The sequence below is a fragment of the Microbacterium sp. C5A9 genome (assembly GCF_022627955.1).
In the GTDB taxonomy this organism is placed as follows: Bacteria; Actinomycetota; Actinomycetes; order Actinomycetales; family Microbacteriaceae; genus Microbacterium.
In genome coordinates, this window is record NZ_JABXGD010000001.1 from 577,294 (window position 1) to 595,225 (window position 17,932).

The 17,932-nt window shown below is 70.5% G+C and carries 16 protein-coding genes; 5 read left to right on the top strand and 11 right to left on the bottom strand.

Features of this window, described 5'->3' with window-relative positions; translation table 11 throughout:
- The first annotated feature begins 7 nt into the window (after positions 1-7).
- Genes HWD99_RS02615 through purH form a run of 3 tightly spaced genes read left to right on the top strand, consistent with a single transcriptional unit; the run spans position 8 to position 3,663 of the window.
- Complete coding sequence (locus tag HWD99_RS02615; RefSeq protein WP_241794676.1) at positions 8-1,384, top strand: DUF6350 family protein; 1,377 nt, start codon at positions 8-10, stop codon at positions 1,382-1,384.
- A 43-nt stretch (positions 1,385-1,427) separates the two neighbouring features.
- Complete coding sequence (gene purN / locus HWD99_RS02620) at positions 1,428-2,015, top strand: phosphoribosylglycinamide formyltransferase (RefSeq protein WP_241794677.1); 588 nt, start codon at positions 1,428-1,430, stop codon at positions 2,013-2,015.
- Between the two features lie 40 nt (positions 2,016-2,055).
- Positions 2,056-3,663, top strand: coding sequence for a bifunctional phosphoribosylaminoimidazolecarboxamide formyltransferase/IMP cyclohydrolase (purH, locus tag HWD99_RS02625; protein ID WP_241794678.1), 1,608 nt, complete (start codon positions 2,056-2,058; stop codon positions 3,661-3,663).
- A 29-nt stretch (positions 3,664-3,692) separates the two neighbouring features.
- Here purH and HWD99_RS02630 read toward each other — a convergent pair whose 3' ends face one another.
- Genes HWD99_RS02630 through HWD99_RS02675 form a run of 10 tightly spaced genes read right to left on the bottom strand, consistent with a single transcriptional unit; the run spans position 3,693 to position 14,274 of the window.
- On the bottom strand, positions 3,693-4,232 hold the full coding sequence (locus HWD99_RS02630; protein WP_241794679.1) for a hypothetical protein: 540 nt from the start codon (positions 4,230-4,232) through the stop codon (positions 3,693-3,695).
- Entirely contained in the window at positions 4,229-5,329 is a 1,101-nt protein-coding gene (locus HWD99_RS02635; RefSeq protein ID WP_241794680.1) for a C45 family peptidase, read from the bottom strand. Before HWD99_RS02635 ends, HWD99_RS02630 begins: the two co-directional genes overlap by 4 nt.
- On the bottom strand, positions 5,326-6,003 hold the full coding sequence (locus HWD99_RS02640; RefSeq protein ID WP_241794682.1) for an FMN-binding negative transcriptional regulator: 678 nt from the start codon (positions 6,001-6,003) through the stop codon (positions 5,326-5,328). The genes HWD99_RS02635 and HWD99_RS02640 overlap by 4 nt, the downstream gene beginning before the upstream one ends.
- A complete protein-coding gene (locus HWD99_RS02645; protein ID WP_241794683.1) occupies positions 5,973-6,992 on the bottom strand; it encodes a P1 family peptidase in 1,020 nt (339 codons plus the stop codon). Before HWD99_RS02645 ends, HWD99_RS02640 begins: the two co-directional genes overlap by 31 nt.
- Positions 6,989-7,762 carry an ATP-binding cassette domain-containing protein gene (locus HWD99_RS02650; protein WP_241794684.1) on the bottom strand — a complete coding sequence of 258 codons (774 nt, stop codon included), beginning with the start codon at positions 7,760-7,762 and terminating at the stop codon, positions 6,989-6,991. Before HWD99_RS02650 ends, HWD99_RS02645 begins: the two co-directional genes overlap by 4 nt.
- On the bottom strand, positions 7,759-8,754 hold the full coding sequence (locus HWD99_RS02655; protein WP_241794685.1) for an ABC transporter ATP-binding protein: 996 nt from the start codon (positions 8,752-8,754) through the stop codon (positions 7,759-7,761). Before HWD99_RS02655 ends, HWD99_RS02650 begins: the two co-directional genes overlap by 4 nt.
- Entirely contained in the window at positions 8,751-9,635 is an 885-nt protein-coding gene (locus HWD99_RS02660) for an ABC transporter permease (protein ID WP_241794686.1), read from the bottom strand. The genes HWD99_RS02655 and HWD99_RS02660 overlap by 4 nt, the downstream gene beginning before the upstream one ends.
- Positions 9,632-10,597, bottom strand: a complete 966-nt coding sequence (locus tag HWD99_RS02665) for an ABC transporter permease (protein ID WP_241794687.1) — start codon at positions 10,595-10,597, stop codon at positions 9,632-9,634. Before HWD99_RS02665 ends, HWD99_RS02660 begins: the two co-directional genes overlap by 4 nt.
- Before the next feature lies 1 nt (position 10,598).
- On the bottom strand, positions 10,599-12,209 hold the full coding sequence (locus HWD99_RS02670) for an ABC transporter substrate-binding protein (RefSeq protein ID WP_241794689.1): 1,611 nt from the start codon (positions 12,207-12,209) through the stop codon (positions 10,599-10,601).
- Positions 12,210-12,246: 37 nt separating this feature from the next.
- A complete protein-coding gene (locus tag HWD99_RS02675) occupies positions 12,247-14,274 on the bottom strand; it encodes a primary-amine oxidase (protein WP_241794690.1) in 2,028 nt (675 codons plus the stop codon).
- 141 nt (positions 14,275-14,415) lie between these two features.
- Between HWD99_RS02675 and HWD99_RS02680 the strand changes: the two genes are divergently transcribed.
- Together HWD99_RS02680 and HWD99_RS02685 are read left to right on the top strand one after the other, a co-directional pair.
- The gene (locus HWD99_RS02680; RefSeq protein ID WP_241794691.1) at positions 14,416-15,435 is read left to right on the top strand and encodes a LacI family DNA-binding transcriptional regulator; all 1,020 of its coding nucleotides are present in this window, start codon (positions 14,416-14,418) and stop codon (positions 15,433-15,435) included.
- On the top strand, positions 15,432-16,583 hold the full coding sequence (locus tag HWD99_RS02685) for a CaiB/BaiF CoA-transferase family protein (RefSeq protein WP_241794692.1): 1,152 nt from the start codon (positions 15,432-15,434) through the stop codon (positions 16,581-16,583). The genes HWD99_RS02680 and HWD99_RS02685 overlap by 4 nt, the downstream gene beginning before the upstream one ends.
- On the opposite strand, the gene HWD99_RS02690 is transcribed toward HWD99_RS02685, so the two are convergent.
- Entirely contained in the window at positions 16,580-17,929 is a 1,350-nt protein-coding gene (locus HWD99_RS02690) for a PucR family transcriptional regulator (protein ID WP_241794693.1), read from the bottom strand. The genes HWD99_RS02685 and HWD99_RS02690 overlap by 4 nt on opposite strands.
- Positions 17,930-17,932 lie beyond the last annotated feature (3 nt).

The following is a 17,932-nucleotide window of genomic DNA, read 5'->3' on the forward strand; positions in this document are numbered from 1 at the left end:
AATCGATATGCAACGCCTCCTCGTCGCGCTCCTCGCCGCCTTCGACGCCGCCATCGCCGCGGCGGTGGGCCTCGTCGTCCTCCTGGCGCCGCTGACCCTGCTGTGGACGCTCGCCTTCGGTGCGACGGCCGACTGGGGCGCGCTGTGGCCGCTGGCCGGGACCCTGTGGCAGTTCGGCCATGGTGTGCCGCTGAGCATCGAGATCTCCACCGACGTCCTGCGTGCGGCCGGAGTCGCGCCCGACGCCGCCGCCTTCACGCTCTCGGTCGCTCCGCTCGCGTTCCTGGTCTTCACCCTGCTCTTCGCCGCCCGCTCGGGCGCGCGAGCCGCCCGCGCGGGCGCGTGGCTGCTCGGCACGCTCGCGGGGACCGCCGCGTTCGGCGCGATCGCGGCCGCCGTCGCGCTCACCGCGCAGCTCGGCGGCGCGCAGGTGCCCTTCGCCCCGGCGATCGTCTTCCCCACGGCGGTCTACCTGGTGGGGGCCCTGTGCGGATCGGTGGCTGCCGTGTGGGACGACGGCGACGGCGGTCTGATCGATCGTGTGCACGACCTCATGGACTCCTGGGGCGACTGGGCGCCGGTGCCCGCCGCCGCCGTGCGCGGTGCGGCGTTCGCCCTGGTCGCGGTGACGGCCGTCTCGGCCGCCGCGCTCGCTGTGGCCACGGTCGTGCGCGGCGGTGAGGTGGTCGCGCTCTTCCAGGCGGCGCGGGTGGATGCTCTCGGGGCGACCGTGATCACCCTCGGTCAGCTGGCGTACCTGCCCACCCTGCTGGTGTGGACGGCGTCCTGGCTCGCCGGACCCGGTTTCGCTGTGGGGATCGGCACGGCGGTGTCACCCGCCGGTACCCAGCTGGGGGTCGTCCCGGGCATCCCCGTCCTGGGTCTCCTTCCCGAGAACTCGTCGATCTGGATGCTCATCGTGGTCATCGTCCCGATCGGGGCGGGTGCGGTCGCAGGCTGGGCGGTACGCTCGCGCCTGGTGTGGGAGGGGACGCCGTTGGGCGCCGCGCCGAGAGCGGTCATCGCGCTCGGGATCGCTGCTCTCTCCGCCGGTGTGGCCGCCGTCGCGGCGCTGCTCGCGGGCGGCTCCCTGGGCCCGGGGCGCCTGGCGGAAGCCGGGCCGTCCGCACTGCCGTTCGCTCTCGCGCTCGGCGGCGAGGTGCTGCTGGGGGCCGCGATCCTGCTGCTGTCACCGCGCAACCGCGATGAGCTCGCCGAAGAGCGCACCGCTCGGTGGATCGCCGAGATGTCGGCATCCGAAGCCGCACCGGCGACCGTCGAGGCCGCGAATGAGACCGACGGATCCGACTATGCCACCGCGCCTCTCGACGACCTCTCCGGGTACCGGCCCCCGGGCCGCGACCCGAACGGCCCGCACGACTGACACGCGGGTCGGGGCGTCTCCTCCGCCCCGGTAGACTGGGCGCGTGCTCACGGTCGCCGTTCTCATCTCGGGCACCGGCTCGAACCTTCGCGCCCTCCTCGAGGCCGCTCGTCACCCCGATTTCCCTGCGCGGGTGGTGGTCGTCGGTGCCGATCGCGAAGCCGACGGCCTCGCCCACGCCGAGGAGTTCGGCATCCCGAGCTTCACCGTGCCGTGGCACGAGCACGAGTCCCGTGAGGCCTGGGGCGAGGAGCTCGGTCGTCAGCTCGCCGTCTGGAACGCCGATCTCGTCGTGCTCAGCGGTCTCATGCGCCTGCTCCCTCCCGCGCTCGTCGCGGACCTCTCGCCGCGCCTGATCAACACCCACCCCGCGTACCTGCCGGAGTTCCCCGGGGCGCACGGCGTGCGCGACGCGCTCGCCGCCGGAGTCGCCGAGACGGGCGCGAGCGTGATCGTGGTCGACGACGGCGTCGACACGGGCCCGATCCTCGCCCAGGAGCGGGTGCAGATCGTCGACGGCGACACCGAGCACACCCTGCACGAGCGCATCAAGCCCGTCGAACGCCGACTGCTCATCGACGTGGTGCGACGCATCGCGACCGGCGAGCTCCCGCTGCACGCAGCATCCTGAACCGATCCACGCACGCCACCCTCGCACGAAGGAGCCCATCATGGCCGGCCCCCGCCACGACCACTCGCTGTACCGCGATCGCGACACCGTCGCCGTCCGCCGCGCACTCGTCTCGGTCAGCGACAAGACCGATCTGCTGGTGCTCGCCCAGGCGCTCTCCGACGCCGGAGTGCAGATCGTCTCGACCGGCTCGACGGCCTCGACGATCCGCGAGGCCGGATTCGACGTGACCGATGTCGCCGCCGTCACCGGCGTCGCCGAGATGCTCGACGGACGCGTCAAGACGCTGCACCCGAAGATCCACGGCGGCCTGCTCGCCGATCTGCGCCTCGAGGACCACGAGCGTCAGCTCGCCGACCTCGACATCGAGCCGTTCGAGCTCGTCGTCGTCAACCTCTACCCGTTCGTCGAGACGGTCGCCTCGGGTGCCGAGGGTGACGACGTCGTCGAGCAGATCGACATCGGCGGCCCCGCCATGGTGCGTGCCGCGGCGAAGAACCACGCGAACGTCGCGATCGTCGTCTCGCCCCAGTCGTACCCCGGCATCATCACCGCGATCGAGAACGGCGGCACGACCCTGACGCAGCGCCGCGAGCTCGCCGCACGCGCCTTCGCGCACACGGCCGCCTACGACACGGCGGTCGCCGCCTGGTTCGCCGAGGGCACGCTGGGCGACGGCGAAGACCTGCCCACTCACCTCACGATCCAGGCCGAGCGCCTCGCAACGCTGCGCTACGGCGAGAACTCGCATCAGCGCGGCGCGATCTACACGCGCGTCGGCGGCCACGGTATCGCCCAGGCCACGCAGCTGCAGGGCAAGGAGATGTCGTACAACAACTACGTCGACGCGGATGCCGCGCTGCGCGCCGCCTACGACATGGTCAAGCCCGCCGTCGCGATCATCAAGCACGCGAACCCGTGCGGCATCGCGACCACCGCTCCCAATGCTCTCGACCCGATCGCAAGCGCGCACATCCGCGCCCACGAGTGCGACCCCGTGTCGGCCTACGGCGGCGTCATCGCCGCGAACGGCACCGTGACGCTCAAGATGGCCGAGAACCTCAAGGACATCTTCACCGAGGTCATCGTCGCGCCGTCGTTCGAGCCCGCAGCCCTCGAGGTCTTCAAAGCGAAGAAGAACCTGCGCCTGCTGCAGCTGCCCGAGGACTGGCAGCAGGAGCGTATGGACGTGCGTCTGGTCTCGGGCGGTCTGCTGCTGCAGGACGCCGACCGCTTCCCCGACGACATCGTGTCGGTCGCGAAGAACTGGGAGCTCGTCTCGGGCGAGCGTCCGAGCGACGAGGAGATGGAGAACCTCATCTTCGCGTGGAAGGCATGCCGGGCCGTGAAGTCGAACGCCATCGTGCTCGCGAAGGACAACGCCACGGTCGGCGTCGGCATGGGCCAGGTCAACCGCGTCGACTCGTGCCGTCTCGCGGTCGAGCGTGCCGGTGACCGTGCCGCCGGCTCGGTCGCAGCCTCCGATGCGTTCTTCCCGTTCGCCGACGGGGCCCAGGTGCTCATCGACGCGGGCGTCACCGCGATCGTGCAGCCCGGTGGGTCGGTGCGCGACGAAGAGGTCGTGGACGCCGCGCGCAAGGCCGGCGTCACGATGTTCTTCACCGGAGAGCGTCACTTCTTCCACTGAGTCGCGCAGCCGTCGATGACGGCCGGTGCTCAGAACGCCACGATGGCGGCCATCGCGACCGTCGATGCCGCCATCGTGGTGTGATGCACGCGGTGGAGCCACGACGGCTCCGCGCGCAGTGCGATCGCCGAGAGCAGGATCGCTCCGAGCCCGAGAGCCACGCTGAGCACCTGCGGCATCCCTGAGCCCCCGCCGTGGGAGTGCGCGGAAGAGGCCCCCGCGCCGGCGACGCCCGTCGCAGGAATCGCCGCCATCAGAAGGATGAGCGCAGCGGTCGAGACGAGTCCGAGCGCGAGGTGGGCCGACAGCATGCCGCCTGCCTGCGCTCTCCGGCCTTCGAGCGCAGCCGGCACCCGGCAGCGGATCGCGAGCGCGATCGCGGTGGGGACCATGACGGCGAACCAGACGACGGGCGGCAGCAGCGCGACCGTCATGGCATCGCTCATGCCCGCCAGCATCAGCACGGCCGCGGCGATCTCGGGAGCGCCGACTCCCCGCCGGATGCCGATCAACGACCCCGCACCGATCGCCGCCAGTGCCAGTGCGCCGAGGTGCAGGAGGTCGTTCATCGGACGGACGAGGGGTGCGCGTCGCTCAGGATGCCCACACGACGCCACTCGGCGTCGACGACGTCGGCCGGCGCCGCGGCGGCGAAGGACAGGGCCCCCGCCGCGACGTCGAGAGCGACCGTGAGTTTCGTCTCCCAGCGGAGGTGCTCGGGCTGATCGGGCCGCGCGCGCACGGAGATCGGTGCGTTCGGGATGGCGCCGAACGCGAGGGCGCGTTCGCGATCGTCCACGATCCGCGCAAGATCCGCCGCATCCGTCAGACACCGGTATCGAGGCACACTCGTGGTCTCGTAGGGCGAGTACTCGCCGGCGGCGAGCGTCTCGTCGAGGAAGTGGTTCGTGTGGGCCAGCGTGCGGCCGCGCGGCACCGGCAGCACCGCCACCCCCGCGGGGGAGACCTCGACGGCTGCGGCCTCGGCCACCCGTCCGTCGAAGGCCGCGACGGTCAGGACGCTGGATGCGGCGAGCGGCACGCTCCGTGCGACCTCGACCGCCTCGGCGACCGTCGACGCACGGTCGAGGATCATACGTGCGAGCACGTGCACCGGCACTCCCGGCTGCGAGCCGTCGGAGCGGTGATGGAGGATGTTGAAGTGGAGTCCGAGGCCGCGGTCGTTCACGCCGATCTTCGCCGGTTGTCCGAATTCGCAGAAGGTCACGACTCCGGTTCCGGATGCCGACCGCAGGCGCCGCACCACGGTCTCGTTCGACAGGGTCTCGTGCCAGTCCCAGGTCTGGAGGGTGCGCGGCGCACTCGCCTCCTCGGGCACGTACACGACGGTCGAGCACTCCATCGACGGCGTCATGCGCGCCAGGATCTCGGTGCGCGCGGTCAGCAGATGCACGTCGGTCGACGACAGACCGCTGCCCTCGGCGATCCCGACGAACTCGTCGGCGATCTCGGGTGCGTGGGTCTCGGTCATCGCCCGGCATTCGTCGGCGATCGCCCGGGCGCGCTCGGCGGGGACGCCCGACTGCGCGAAGAGCCTCAGATAGGAGTCGCGGGCCGCGGCGAGCTGCGGCGACCAGTGCGCGCCGAATCGCCGGCCCTCCTCGCGCGGCTCCGCGGCCTCGGCAGACCACTCGTGGACGATCACTGCTCTCCTCCGATGCGTTCGACGAGTTCGGCGACGTCTCCGTAGGGGCAGCCGCGGGCGCGGGATGCCGCGGCGACGCGCTCGCGCACCTCGCGCGGCTTGTCCTGACTCACCTTGAAGACCGCGCGCTGCTCGATGATCTCGAACCGGAACGACACGATCCCCCCGACGATGCGCTCGAACGTGGGCAGCGAGCTCTGCATGTCCCATGCCGTCGGCTCGAGGCTCTCGAGCTCCTCGACAGTGCGGGTGACGACATGCATGCCGTCGTCCGAGCCCTCGAGCACGGTCACCCTGGCCGTGAGATGCACGGCCGCGTAATCCCATGTCGGCACGTTGGGGTCGTCGGCGTAGGTGGTGGGCGAGACGTAGCCGTGGGGTCCGGAGAACACCAGCAGCACCGAGTCTCCGTCGGCGATCTGCTGCCATTGCGGATTCTTCCGCGCGATGTGCCCCAGCAGCTCGCCACCGACGAAGCCGCCGTCCGGCGCCATCCGCTCGATGATCACCGGAGTGTGCGTGACGGTGGGGGCGCCCGCGGCCCCGCCGCCGTTGGTCACGACGAGCGCGAACGGGTGTCGACGGACCAGCTCGGTGATCTCGTGCTGCGACGGAGCGAGGTACTTCTCGAATTCGTACACGGTCAGCCCGCCGCGCAGAGGATCGCGTCCCACGCCGTCTCGCCCGCGAGGGTGGCGACGGCGGTCGAGTTCAGCGAGAGGCGGCCCCGGGAGGTGCGGGGGTTCTCGGGCAGCGCGACCTCGTCGGTCGTCAACGCGAAGAGCGTGTCGCCGTCGAGCGGGGTGTGGAAGGGCTGGATGCCGCGGTGCATCGAGCTGTGCACCTGCAGACCGAACTGCCTGAGTTCGGTGTCGCTGAGCTGCACGTTCGTGACGACCGCGGTGATCGTGGTGTTGCCCGACATCGAGTCGACGAGTCGGGACTCGCCGATCGCCTCCTCGTAGTCGAGTGCAGGATGGCGGCGCTCGCCGGTGTTCGCGTCGTAGTTGCCGCGGATGATCCTGCCGGAGCGATCGAGGATCACCCCGTAGGGGTTGAGCACCGTCACGACGAGGACCTTCACGTCACCCACCTGGCGGAAGGCGACGCCCTGGCCGGTGAATTCCACCCGCGCCGGGTCGACCTTTCCGGACGATGCCGAGGCGCCACCTCCGACCCGGCCGACCTCGACGACGCCCTGACGTGCGGCCTGCAGGGCGGCCTTGCCGAGCGCGGTGTCGGGGAAGACGGAGTTCTCGCGCACCGAATAGTCGTAGATGATCGCTCCGGAGACGAGCTGGAGCTGGTCGAATCCGGAACGGTTCTCGGCACGCTCGAACAGCGCCTCCGACACACCGGCGACCGCGGAGAGGCCGTACACCGAGCCCCCGGCGAGGCAGACGGCGTGGTTGTACCCGTACAGGCCGCTGGCGCCGACGGCGCCTCCGCGACGGTCGGTGAACGTCCGCGCGCCGGCCGGGATCGACAGCACCGTCGCTCCGGTCGGACCCTCGGCGTACTCGGCCGTTCCGAGGAGCACGCCGGGGAAGTCGTACTCGACCTGCCCGCGATCGGTGCCGTGCACGGGCGAGAGGGCGTAGTCGCCGTTGGATCGGCGCGGTCCTGCGGCGAGGACGGGGGCGAGACGGTGGGTGTCGGTCACGATGAGAGCTCCTGGAACAGTTGACGCGAATAGGGATGGCTGGGCAGGTCGTAGAAGACCTCGGTCGGGGCGTGCTCGACGATCTCGCCGGCGCGCATCACCGCCACGTGATGGGAGATGTAGCGCACGGCTGCCAGGTCGTGGGAGATGAACAGGGCCGCGAAGCCGTGCTCCGCCTGCAGGTCCTGGATGAGGTTGAGGATCTGCGCCTGCACCGAGACGTCGAGCGCGCTGACGGCCTCGTCGAAGACGATGAAGGCGGGGTGGGTCACGAGCGCCCGCGCGACGCTCACCCGCTGCAGCTGTCCGCCCGAGAGCTGGTGGGGACGGCGAGCGGCGAACGAGGCCGGGAGGCCGACGCTCTCGAGCATCGCCAGAGCGCGCTCCTCGGTCGCCGGCGTGCGACGCTCGTGCACGAGCACGGGTTCGAGCACCGACGAGAGCACGGTCGAGCGCGGGTCGAGTGCCCATCGCGGATGCTGCAGGACCGCCTGCATCCGCCCGGCGCGGGATCGCAGACTCCGGGCGAGCGGCGCTCCCTGGAACCTCACGGCGCCCGAGTCGGGGTGCTGCAGTCCGAGCACCACGGTCCCCGTCGTCGTCTTGCCCGAGCCGGACTCGCCGACCAGGCCCAGCGTCTCGCCGGGCGCCACCGAGAACGAGACGCCCGACATGGCCCTGACCTCTCGCTTGCCCGCGCCGAAGCCCGAGGAGAAGGCGACGCTGACGTCGTCGAGTTCGACGGTGGGGATTACGGAGGACGCGCTCATGCCGACACCTCCTGTTCGGGGATGAGTCCTGCTCGCCGATCCGCCAGCACCAGGTCCGCGGTGCGGATGCACAGACTGTGTCGTGGCGACACGGGCTCGGGTCTGACGATCTCGCACGCATCGATGCGGTGAGCACAGCGTGCCGCGAAGGCGCAGCCCTCCGCCTCGCCGTGCAGCACCGGCGGGGAACCGGGGATGCTCGAGAGTCGCTCTCCTCTCTTCGCACGGGAGGGATCGGTCGCCGCGAGCGCTCGGGCGTACGGGTGCACGGGGGTGCCGAGCACGGCTGATGCCGGACCGCGTTCGACGACCCTGCCGGCGTACATGACGGCGACCTCGTCGCACCAGCGAGCGACGGCCGGCAGGTCGTGGCTGAGCCAGAGGATGGTCGTGCCCTGCTCCTTCGCCTGAGCGAACAGCAGCCGGATGACCTCTTCGCGCACCTGGCTGTCGAGCGCCGCGGTCGGCTCGTCGGCGATCAGCAGCCGGGGACGGCGGCACATCGCCATGGCGATGGCCACACGCTGGGCCATCCCGCCCGAGATCTGATGGGGGAAGAGACGGATGACGCGCGCAGGATCGGCGATCTGCATGCCCTCCAGCAGCTCCACCTGGCGGCGGGGAGAGCCGTCGTCGCCGACGGCCCGGAGCACGAGCTTCAGCTGGGCGCCGATGCGCATCGTCGGGTCGAGCGAGCCGATCGGATCCTGCGCGATGTAGGCGAGGGTGCCGCGTCGGTAGTCGCGCAGCGCGTCGTCGTCGAGACCGAGCACGTCGATGCCGTCGACCTCGATCAGGCCGCTGACGATCTGCGCCGAGCGCGGCTGCAGGCGGCCGATGACGGAGGCGAGGGTCGACTTGCCGGAGCCCGACTCGCCCACGATCGCGACCGAGCTGCCGTCGGCGACGTCGAGGTCGACCCCGTCGAGGGCCCTGACCGTGGTGGCGCCGGTGAACTCCAGTGCCAGGTCGCTGATGCGTACGGCGGTCATCGGAGGGACCTCGTCTCTCGCGGTTCGAATCGGTCACGGAGTCCGTCGCCGATGATGTTGATGCACAGGATCGAGACCACCAGCACGGCGCCGGGGACGATCACGAGCTGGGGAGCCTGGGTCATGTAGAGCATCCCCTGTTGGATGAGCAGACCGAGGGAGGCCTCAGGGGCCTGCACGCCGAAGCCGAGGAAGCTCAGTCCGCCCTCGACGAGGATCGCGACGGAGAGCGCGTAGCTCGCCTGCACCGCGATCGTGCCCGCGATGTTCGGCAGCAGTCGGCGGACGAAGATCACCGGGGTTCGTACTCCGCTGATGCGCGCCGACACGATGAAGTCCCGTTCGGCGACCGCTCGGGTCGCGATGCGCACCACGCGGGTCATGAGAGGGATCGTGATGACGACGATGCTGATGATCGCCGCCGGCCGACCGGGGCCGAGCAGGGCGGAGACGAGGATCGCCAGCACGAGTGCGGGGAACGCGTAGAGCACGTCGGCGACGCGCATCACCGCCTCGTTCACCGCACCCCCGTAGTAGCCCGCGAGCATCCCGAGCACCGTGCTGACCACCGCCGAGCAGACGACCGCGACGATCGAGACGACGAGCGTGGTCGCCGTGCCCTGGAACAGGCGGGGGAGGAGCGAGCGTCCGAGGTTGTCGGTGCCGAACGGCGCGAGTGCCGACGGGCCCTCGAGCCGGCCGCCGACCGTCGCGGTCGTCGACCCGGCGAGGCCGGTGAGTACGGCGATCACGGTGATCACGACCACGAGGCCGAGCACGACGATCGCGGTGCGCAGCACGGCGTCGCTGCGACGCCAGGCGCCGCGTGTCGCGTCGCCGGCCGCGCGGACGCGGTGCGTGGCTGTGGGGACGACGGTCATCGGCGGCTCCCTCCGGTCAGGCGCAGGCGGGGATCCAGCGCATTGGCGATGAGGTCGACGAGCAGGCTCGCGACGATGAACACGATGGCGGCGAGCAGCACCGCGCTCTGGACGATCGCATAGTCGCGCCGCCCGAGAGCGGTCTGCAGGTACGACCCCATGCCGGGGATGTTGAACACGAACTCGACGATCACGGTGCCGCCGAGGAGGACGGCGATGAGGGCGCCGACGATCGTGAGGATCGGGGCTGCGGCGTTGCGCAGCACGTGGTGGCGGATGATGAACCAGGGGGTCTCGCCTCGCGCCACGGCGGCCTGCACATGCGGTTCGACGAGGACGTTCATGACCGCATCCCTCGTGTTCCTGGCGACCACCGCGACACAGCCGACGGCGAGAACCGTGACGGGAAGCACGAGAGCCCCGAAGAAGCGCGCAGGGTCGACGGCGAACGGCGCGAACCGGCCGACCGAGACGCCGAGCCCCAGGGTCGAGACGGCGAAGACCACGACGCCCGCGAGCAGGAACTCGGGGATGCTGATGCCCAGAGCGCTGACGATCCGGCCCACGGCACCGGCGGAACCCTCCGACCGTAGGGCTGCGAAGAAGCCGAGCGGGATGCCGACGAGCAGAGTGACGACGATCGTCAGCAGTGCGATCATCGCCGTGACGGGCAGGCGTGCGGCGAACTCGTCGGTGACGGACACGTTCGACACGAACGAGTAGCCGAGGTCACCGGTGAGAACGCCGAACAGCCAGTGGAAGTACTGCGCGACCACCGGGTCGTCGAGCCCGGACTCGGCCACCGCCTGGGCCCGCTGCGCCTCGGTGGCGAGCGGACCCAGGACGAGGTCGATGTAGTCGCCCGGCATGAGACGGACGGACGCGAAGATCAGCACCGAGACGACGACGAGCGTCACGAGTGCGGCGCCGATGCGCCGGAGCGACCACAGAGCGACGGCCATGTCAGCTGGCGCGGAACTGGGTGATGTACCGCAGGAAGTTGCCGTAGCCTTCGTCGCTGCTGAGCGTCGGCGACAGCGACTCCGTGTTCCATCCGATCGTGGAGGGACGCAGCACCAGCGGCACCATCTCGCTCTGCTCGTCGGCGACGGCGCAGAGATTCTCGAACACGGCGGCCCGGTCGGCCCCCGGCTCGGTCGAGTATCCGTCGGCGATCAGGCCGTCGAGCTCGTCGGAGCCCTTCATGAAGACGGCCGAGAACCCGGCGACCTCGGGGTTCCACCAGGTCGTGACCATCGCGGGGTCCGCGTAGCCGGCGAACCAGCTCAGCGCCAGGTCGAAGGTCGCGGGGCTGCCGTACACCTGATCGGAGTAGGTGGCGTAATCGACCTGCTGGATGTCGACGGTCACGCCGATCTCGGCGAGGTTCTGCTGCATGACCTGCGCGATCTGGGCGAGCACCGGCTCGTCGGTGTACACGACGAGGTCGAGCTCGAGGCCTCCGACCTCGTCGATCACGGCCTTCGCCGCGGCGACGTCGTGCGCGGCGGAGGGCAGGTCCTCGGCGACGCACGAATCGGGGAGACCGGCGGGGGTGACCCCGGTCGCCGCGGTCGAGCCGCCGAATGCGAGCTCGTTGATCGCATCCCGGTCGATCGCGCTGTTGATGGCGAAGCGGACGTCCTCATCCTGCAGCGCCTCGTCGCCCGTGAGCGAGTTGATCATGAGGTAGTGGAAGTCGGTGTTCTTCTGCCCGACGACGCTGACGTCCTGCGCGTTCGCGAGGAGCTCCGCCGAGTCGATGGAGTTGAGCACGGCGAAGTCCGCCGAACCGTCTCTCAGCGCGGCGGCCCTGGTGGCCTCGTCGCCGACGATGTCGATCGTCAGCGACGAGAAGCCCAGCGAGGCGGCGTCGGGGTGGTGCTCGTTCGGCTCGAACGTCCACTCCTCGTCCTGTCGGTGCGCGGTCGCGACCAGGGGGCCGGTGCCGACCATCTCGGTCGTGATGTCGATCTCGCCCGACTCGATCTCGGCCATCGGCAGGATGGCGGCGGGGGTGTTCGCCAGCGCGGCCAGGAACGGTGCATACGGCTCCGACAGGGTGACCGTGACCTCGAGATCGCCGGTCACCTCGACCGACGCGATCGGGCCGAGCTGACCCGTCCAGGTGGTGGGGGTGTCGATGAGGCGCTGCAGGCTGCCGGCGACATCGGCAGCCGTCATCGGGCGTCCGTTCGAGAACACCGCGTCATCCGCCAGCGTGAAGACGTACTCGGTGTCGCTCGGCGTCTCCCAGGAGGTGGCGAGCGACGGCGCGACGTCGAGGTTCTCGTCGATCGTGGTGAGGGTCTCGTACGACAGCCCCTCGAGCATCCACGAGCGTGCGGTCGCCGCACCCTGCGGGTCGAGACCGCTCGCCTCTGCGGTGTCGTAGTCGACCTGGACGACGAGGTCGCCACCGCCGTCGAAGGCGTCGTCTGCGACGGCGAGGAAGCCGGGCGCCGCCTCCTCCTGGGTGGGTTCGGCGTCTGGGGAGGCGCCGGCGGCGCATCCGGTGAGTGCGAGGACGGCGATGGCGGACATCGCCACCCCCGCGCGAGCTGCTGTGTGCATGTCGGTGTTTCCCTTCGGGATGCCGGACGACGGCTGATCAGCCGTGGTGCGACGACGGGCGGACAGAGAGGTGATGCAGGTGGTGCTCGGAGTGCGCAGAGCCTGTGTCCTCGTGAGCGCAGGCGCATGCGGTGGGGGAGGCCGGGACGTCGAGGGTCGGGTTCCGGTCGAAGAAGTCGTGGGGCTTGAGGGTGAATCCGCACGTGTCGACGGGCATGATCGGCCAGTCCTCGGTGCGGGGGAAATGGGTGAGACCGAAGGTGTGCCAGAGCACGAGGTCGGCGCCGTCGAGCGAGGCGTCGTCCGCGACGAAGGCGGGGAGGCCCTGTTCGGGGGCGCTCTGATTGACGACGTCGCCCGCGGGGTAGCGTTCGTCGGGGTCGTAGGCGGTGACCCACAGATCCGACGTCGCAAACCGCGCCCGCGACGCGATCACCGATTCGGGCTGCGCCAGCAGCACCGGCTTGCCCTCGGGGGTGAGTACGTAGGAGGTCGGTCGGCCCAGGCGGTTCTTCGCGGTCGCGCTGCTCACGCGCCAGGTGCGATCGACGGTGGAGTTCGCGCGTCGGCGTCCCTCCTGCTCGCTCCGCAGCCGGGTGGTCGTGAATCCGATCGCACTGCCGTGCACGTTGTCGTCGTCGATCGGCAGGGCTCCGACGTCGATCTCGTCGATGACGGCCGGGCCGTCGTCGACCGCCATGTCGAGCCGGGCGCAGAACAGATGCTGGTGATACGGGGCGGCGAGCCCCGGTGCCAGCTCGCTCGCGAATCGGCTGGTGCGCTCGTCGTAGGCGGCGGTGAAGACGAGGCCGGTCGCCTTGGCCTCGAACTCGATCTTGCCGTCGAGGTAGAGGTACCAGTAGAAGCCGTAGTCGTAGTTGCCGACCGTGACGAAGAACGAGATCACCAGGCGGCGCTGTCGTCGCACATCGCTCGAGCCGGTGAACTGCTCGGTGTGCTTCCAGAGCACCCCGGCATCCTCCTCGTGGATGCAGATCGCGTGGGGCAGCACCTTGACCTCTCCGCGTGCGTCGGCGATCGGCACGTCGAGGTAGGTGATGTCGCCGACGCAGTCGCAGCCGAGTTCGAGCGAGTTCACGAGCCGTCCGAGCTGGTACTCGCCGGTGTCGAAGTAGTTCTGCCAGAAGCGCACCGGGCCCGGGTCTCCGTACGGCACGAGCATCTCCGCGATCGAGGCGCGGTGCACGATCGGACGTACACGACCGTCGTCCTCGAATCCGATGCCGTGCAGGATGAGCCCCTCCCGCATGTCGTACCCGATGCGCAGCGACCACTTCTCCCACGAGATCACGTCGCCGTCGAACGAGAAGCTCGGTCCTTCCGGCTGCGTGATGACGATCGGCTTCTGCGTCGTGCGCTCGGGTCCGAAGGTTCCGGGCACGTGATAGTCGGCGGTCTCCTGGGGGATCGGCATCACCCCGGTGTCGATGACGTCGACGACCGTCCTGCTCGCGAGGTCGACGTAGGCGACGAGACCGTCGATCGGGTGCGCCCAGGGCATGGTCTGCGGAGTCGGCTGGTGGTGTCCGAGCACGCGCGCCAGTCGGCGTCCGCTCTCGCCCTCGATCGGGTATCGGCCCGCCGACAGACCGGCGAGCGCCACGGTGCTCGGGTCGTCGATGCCGCGAGCGGAGAGCGCGGTGGCCCAGCGCTCGTCGGCGCCGATGAGCTCGCGGATGATCGCGTGCTCCTCCTGCAGCAGCGGCACCTGGCCGTCGATCTCGGGGTCGATGTCGACGTCTCTCGCGAGCGTGCGGGAGCCGAGGTCGACCGAGAGTGCCCGTGCGCGTCCGCTGTCGACGTCGAGGAGCTGCACCCGTGCGCGGCGGGGGACGTCGCGGCCTGCGGCGACCTCGGCGCGGTCGGGCTCGTCGAGTCCGAGGTAGGCGATGCGGTGCTGGTCGTCGAGGGCGCCTTCCGCGCGGAGGATTTCGGCCACGCGCTGCAGCTCGTCCGCCGAGAGCGTCGCGTACGGCGCGCCGGATCCGTCGCCGAGGCGGCGCGAGCGCTGGACGTGGTCGGACGAGGAACAGCTGCAGTTCATGGAGTCTCCATCGGAAGTCGGTGCCGGAACGTCTGCGTGCCGGAACGTTCCGGCAAAAGTATGCGAAAAGCGTGTTACGGCGCAAGACCCGATGTGTTTCGAGTGGATTACGGCTTGCTCCCTGTGGTTAGACTCGGCCGCATGCAAGAGCCACGACGCGCCAGATTGATCGATGTCGCTCGGCGCGCGGGTGTCGGGAAGACCACGGCGTCCGATGCGCTCAACGGCGGCGGTCGCGTGTCGCCGGCCACTCGGGAAGCCGTCCTGGCGGCGGCGGCCGAGCTCGGATACTCGGTCAACACGGCCGCGAGGAGCCTCCGAGGCGGCGCGATCGGCACCATCGGGATCGTTCTCCCCGAGGTCGTGTCCCGGTCGTCGTACTACATGGCGTTCACCTTCGGGATCGTCACGAGCGCGGCGGCCCACGACATCGACGTGACCATCGTGAGCCCGTCGGCGTCGTCCGGTCGGTCTCGGCCCATCCGCGCGGACGGATTGATCATCGGCGATCCGGTGTCCGGCGACCCCGGGCTGCCTTCGCTCATGGCCTCCGGCATCCCGATCGTCACCCAGGAGCACCTGCCCGACGACATCGAGGGCGTTCCCGACGGCGTCATCTGGTCGTCGCACGAGGCGGCGATGCTCCGGCTCTTCGACGAGATCGACGTCACGGGGGCGCAGCATCCCGCGCTGCTGGTCGCTCCGGATGCCACGGACTGGTCGCGCCAGCTCGTCTCCGGCTATCGCCGAGGATGCGCGGCGCGCGGTCTCGATCCGGTCCTCGCGCCGATCTCGTTCGAGGCGCCCTGGCACGCGGTGCGCGAGTCGACCGAACGGCTGCTGCAGACGAATCCGGACACCGACGTGATCATCTGCGGGCCGGACTCCAGCGCGATCGAGGTCGTCGCCGTGCTCGGACGACTCGGGCGCACGATCGGCGAGGACATCACGGTCGTCTCGTGCGTGGACCATCCGTCGCTGCCGTTCCTGACCCCGTCCATCACCTCGATCGATCTGCGCCCCCGCGATTCGGGTGTCGCCTGCGCCGAGCTGCTGATCGACCTGCTCGACGGCCGTGCGGCATCCGGCACCGATGTGGAGTTCCCGATCACGGTGGTCGCGAGGGAATCCACTTCTCAGGCGCTGCGGGTGCGTCGGTGAGCGCGCCGCTCGACGGGATCGTCGTCGCCGACTTCTCCCGCGTCCTCGCGGGTCCGCTGGCCACCATGACGCTCGCCGATCTCGGTGCACGGGTCATCAAGGTCGAGCGGCCAGGCACGGGAGACGACACGAGGGCGTGGGGTCCGCCGTACGCCGAGTCCGGGATCACGACGTACTTCGAATCCGCCAACCGCGGCAAGGAATCCGTGGCTCTCGACCTCACTGATCCGGGCGACGTGGCGCGCGCTCGCGAGCTGATCGCGAGAAGCGACGTGGTGATCGAGAACTTCCGACCGGGGCTCTTCGCGAAACTCGGGTTCGACTGGGACTCGCTCAGCGCCGAGCACCCCGGTCTCGTCTACGTGTCGGTGAGCGGGTTCGGGCTGGGAGCCGGCGCGGCGCTGCCCGGATACGACTTCGTCGCGCAGGCGGTCGGCGGCCTCATGCACATCACCGGAGAGACCGGTGGCGATGCGATGAAGGCCGGTGTCGCCGTGGTCGACGTGCTGACCGGCAAGGACGCGGTGATCGGCATCCTCGCGGCCCTCCGCCGGCGGGAGCTGACGGGGCGCGGTTCGAGGATCGACGTCAACCTGCTCTCGAGCCTGCAGGCGGCACTGGTCAATCAGATGTCGGCGCACCTGGGCGCCGGTACGGAACCCGGACGGCTGGGCAACCGGCATCCGTCGATCGCCCCGTACGAAGCACTGCGATGCGCGGACGCACCGATCGCGGTGGCCTGCGGCAATGACGCGCAGTTCGCCCGGATGACCGCCGAGCTCGGGTGCCCGCAACTCGCCGCCGATCCGCGGTTCCTCAGGAACCCCGACCGTGTCGCGCATCGCGAGGCACTCGTCGTCGAGCTCGAGTCGGCGCTGGCTGCCGACACGGCGACGGCGTGGGCCGCGCGGCTGAACCGCATCGGCGTGGCCGCCGGCGTCGTCAACTCGATCGGAGACGGGATCGCGCTCGCCGAGGAGCTCGGACTCGAACCGGTGTGGGAGGCGGTCGGCGCCGACGGGCGTCGGTCGGCGCAGATCCGCTCGCCGCTCACGTGGTCCCCGGCGATCCCGGTGAGCGCGTCAGCACCCCCTCGACTCGGCGAGCATGACGAGTCCGTGCGGGCCTGGTTGGACGCCGATCGCTAGAGCCCGCGATCGCGGAGTGCGATCCACAGTTCGGCCGCGACGTCGGGGTCGTCGAGCGAGGCGTCGAGCATCTTCTCGGCGGTGGTGATCCTCGGCCGGATGGTGTTCCGATGCACGCCGAGATCCCGTGCCGTCCGCTCGGCCTGGTGACGATTGCGCAGGTACGCGATGACGGTGCGCCGCAGCTCCGGCTCGGTGTGCGCGAGCAGATCCGCCCAGCGGCGCGACCGCGATTCCGGATCGGTGCGCGCTCCCGCGTCGGGATCCGCGCGGTGGAGCGCCATGACGCGGGCGGCTGCGGCGGCGACGTCCTCCAGGCCGACCGGTCCGCTGACGACTCCGGACTCGGGCGTCGCGCCCGCATCCGCGGAAATCAGGGTGAGATGCACGCCCTCGTGAGCACTCCCGGCGCCGAATCCGCCGTCGACGGTGGCGCCGGCGCCGGCAACGACCCGGAAGAGCATCGGCAGGGGGATGCCGGAGGCATGGGCGAGTGCGCGGGCGGCCGCGGGTTCGCCGCGGAGCGCGAGCTCAGCGACCCAGTGCTCCGGAGTCGGCCCCCTTCGCTCCCGCGCACTCAGCAGTCGCAGCAGCGCGGCGGCGGTGAGGGCGAGTTGACGGTCCGAGCTGCCGAACGGTCGGCCCGCGCCGATGGCGAGCGCTCCGCGGGTGCGGTCGCCATCGGTGACCGCGTGCGCGACGACCGTCGAGCCGTGCGACACGAACGACGCCGCCTCGACGCCGGAGCGCAGCAGCGACCTCTCCACGTCTGCACGCACGGAGGGCAGCATCCCCTCGAGCGACGGGGGATGCAGGATGTCCGTCGAGCCGCCAGGACCGATCGGCAGCCAGGCGACCCATCCGCCGATGGCCTGCGCCATCACCCGCACGACCGCGCCGATCGGATCGGGCCCGGCCGCGGCCTGCACGAGCCGGGTGTGTGCGTGCGCGGTGCGCATCGCCTCCTCCTGGCCGCCGCGGCCCGCGAGCGACCAGAACGCTCGCGAGACGTCGAGGAACGGGACGCCGTCCGGCACTTCGAAGATCGGTATGCCGGTCGCGCGGCATCGCTCGACCAGCGCGGGGGGCGCGTGCTCCCATCCTTCGCCGAGTCCGATCCCGATCGCGCCGATGCCCTGCTCGGCGAGTCGGTCGACGTAGAGATCTGCCGAGTCGGCGTGCAGCGGGATGCCGGTGGTGAGCAGCAGCTCGCCGCCGTCGAGGTAGCGACCGGGGTCGTCGAGCTCCGAGACGTGCACCCCGGTGATGCTCCGTGCGGCGTCGAACGGTGCGAGCGGTCGCAGTGAGGCGCCCGATGCGAGTGCGAGTTCACCGAGCGAGACCATGTC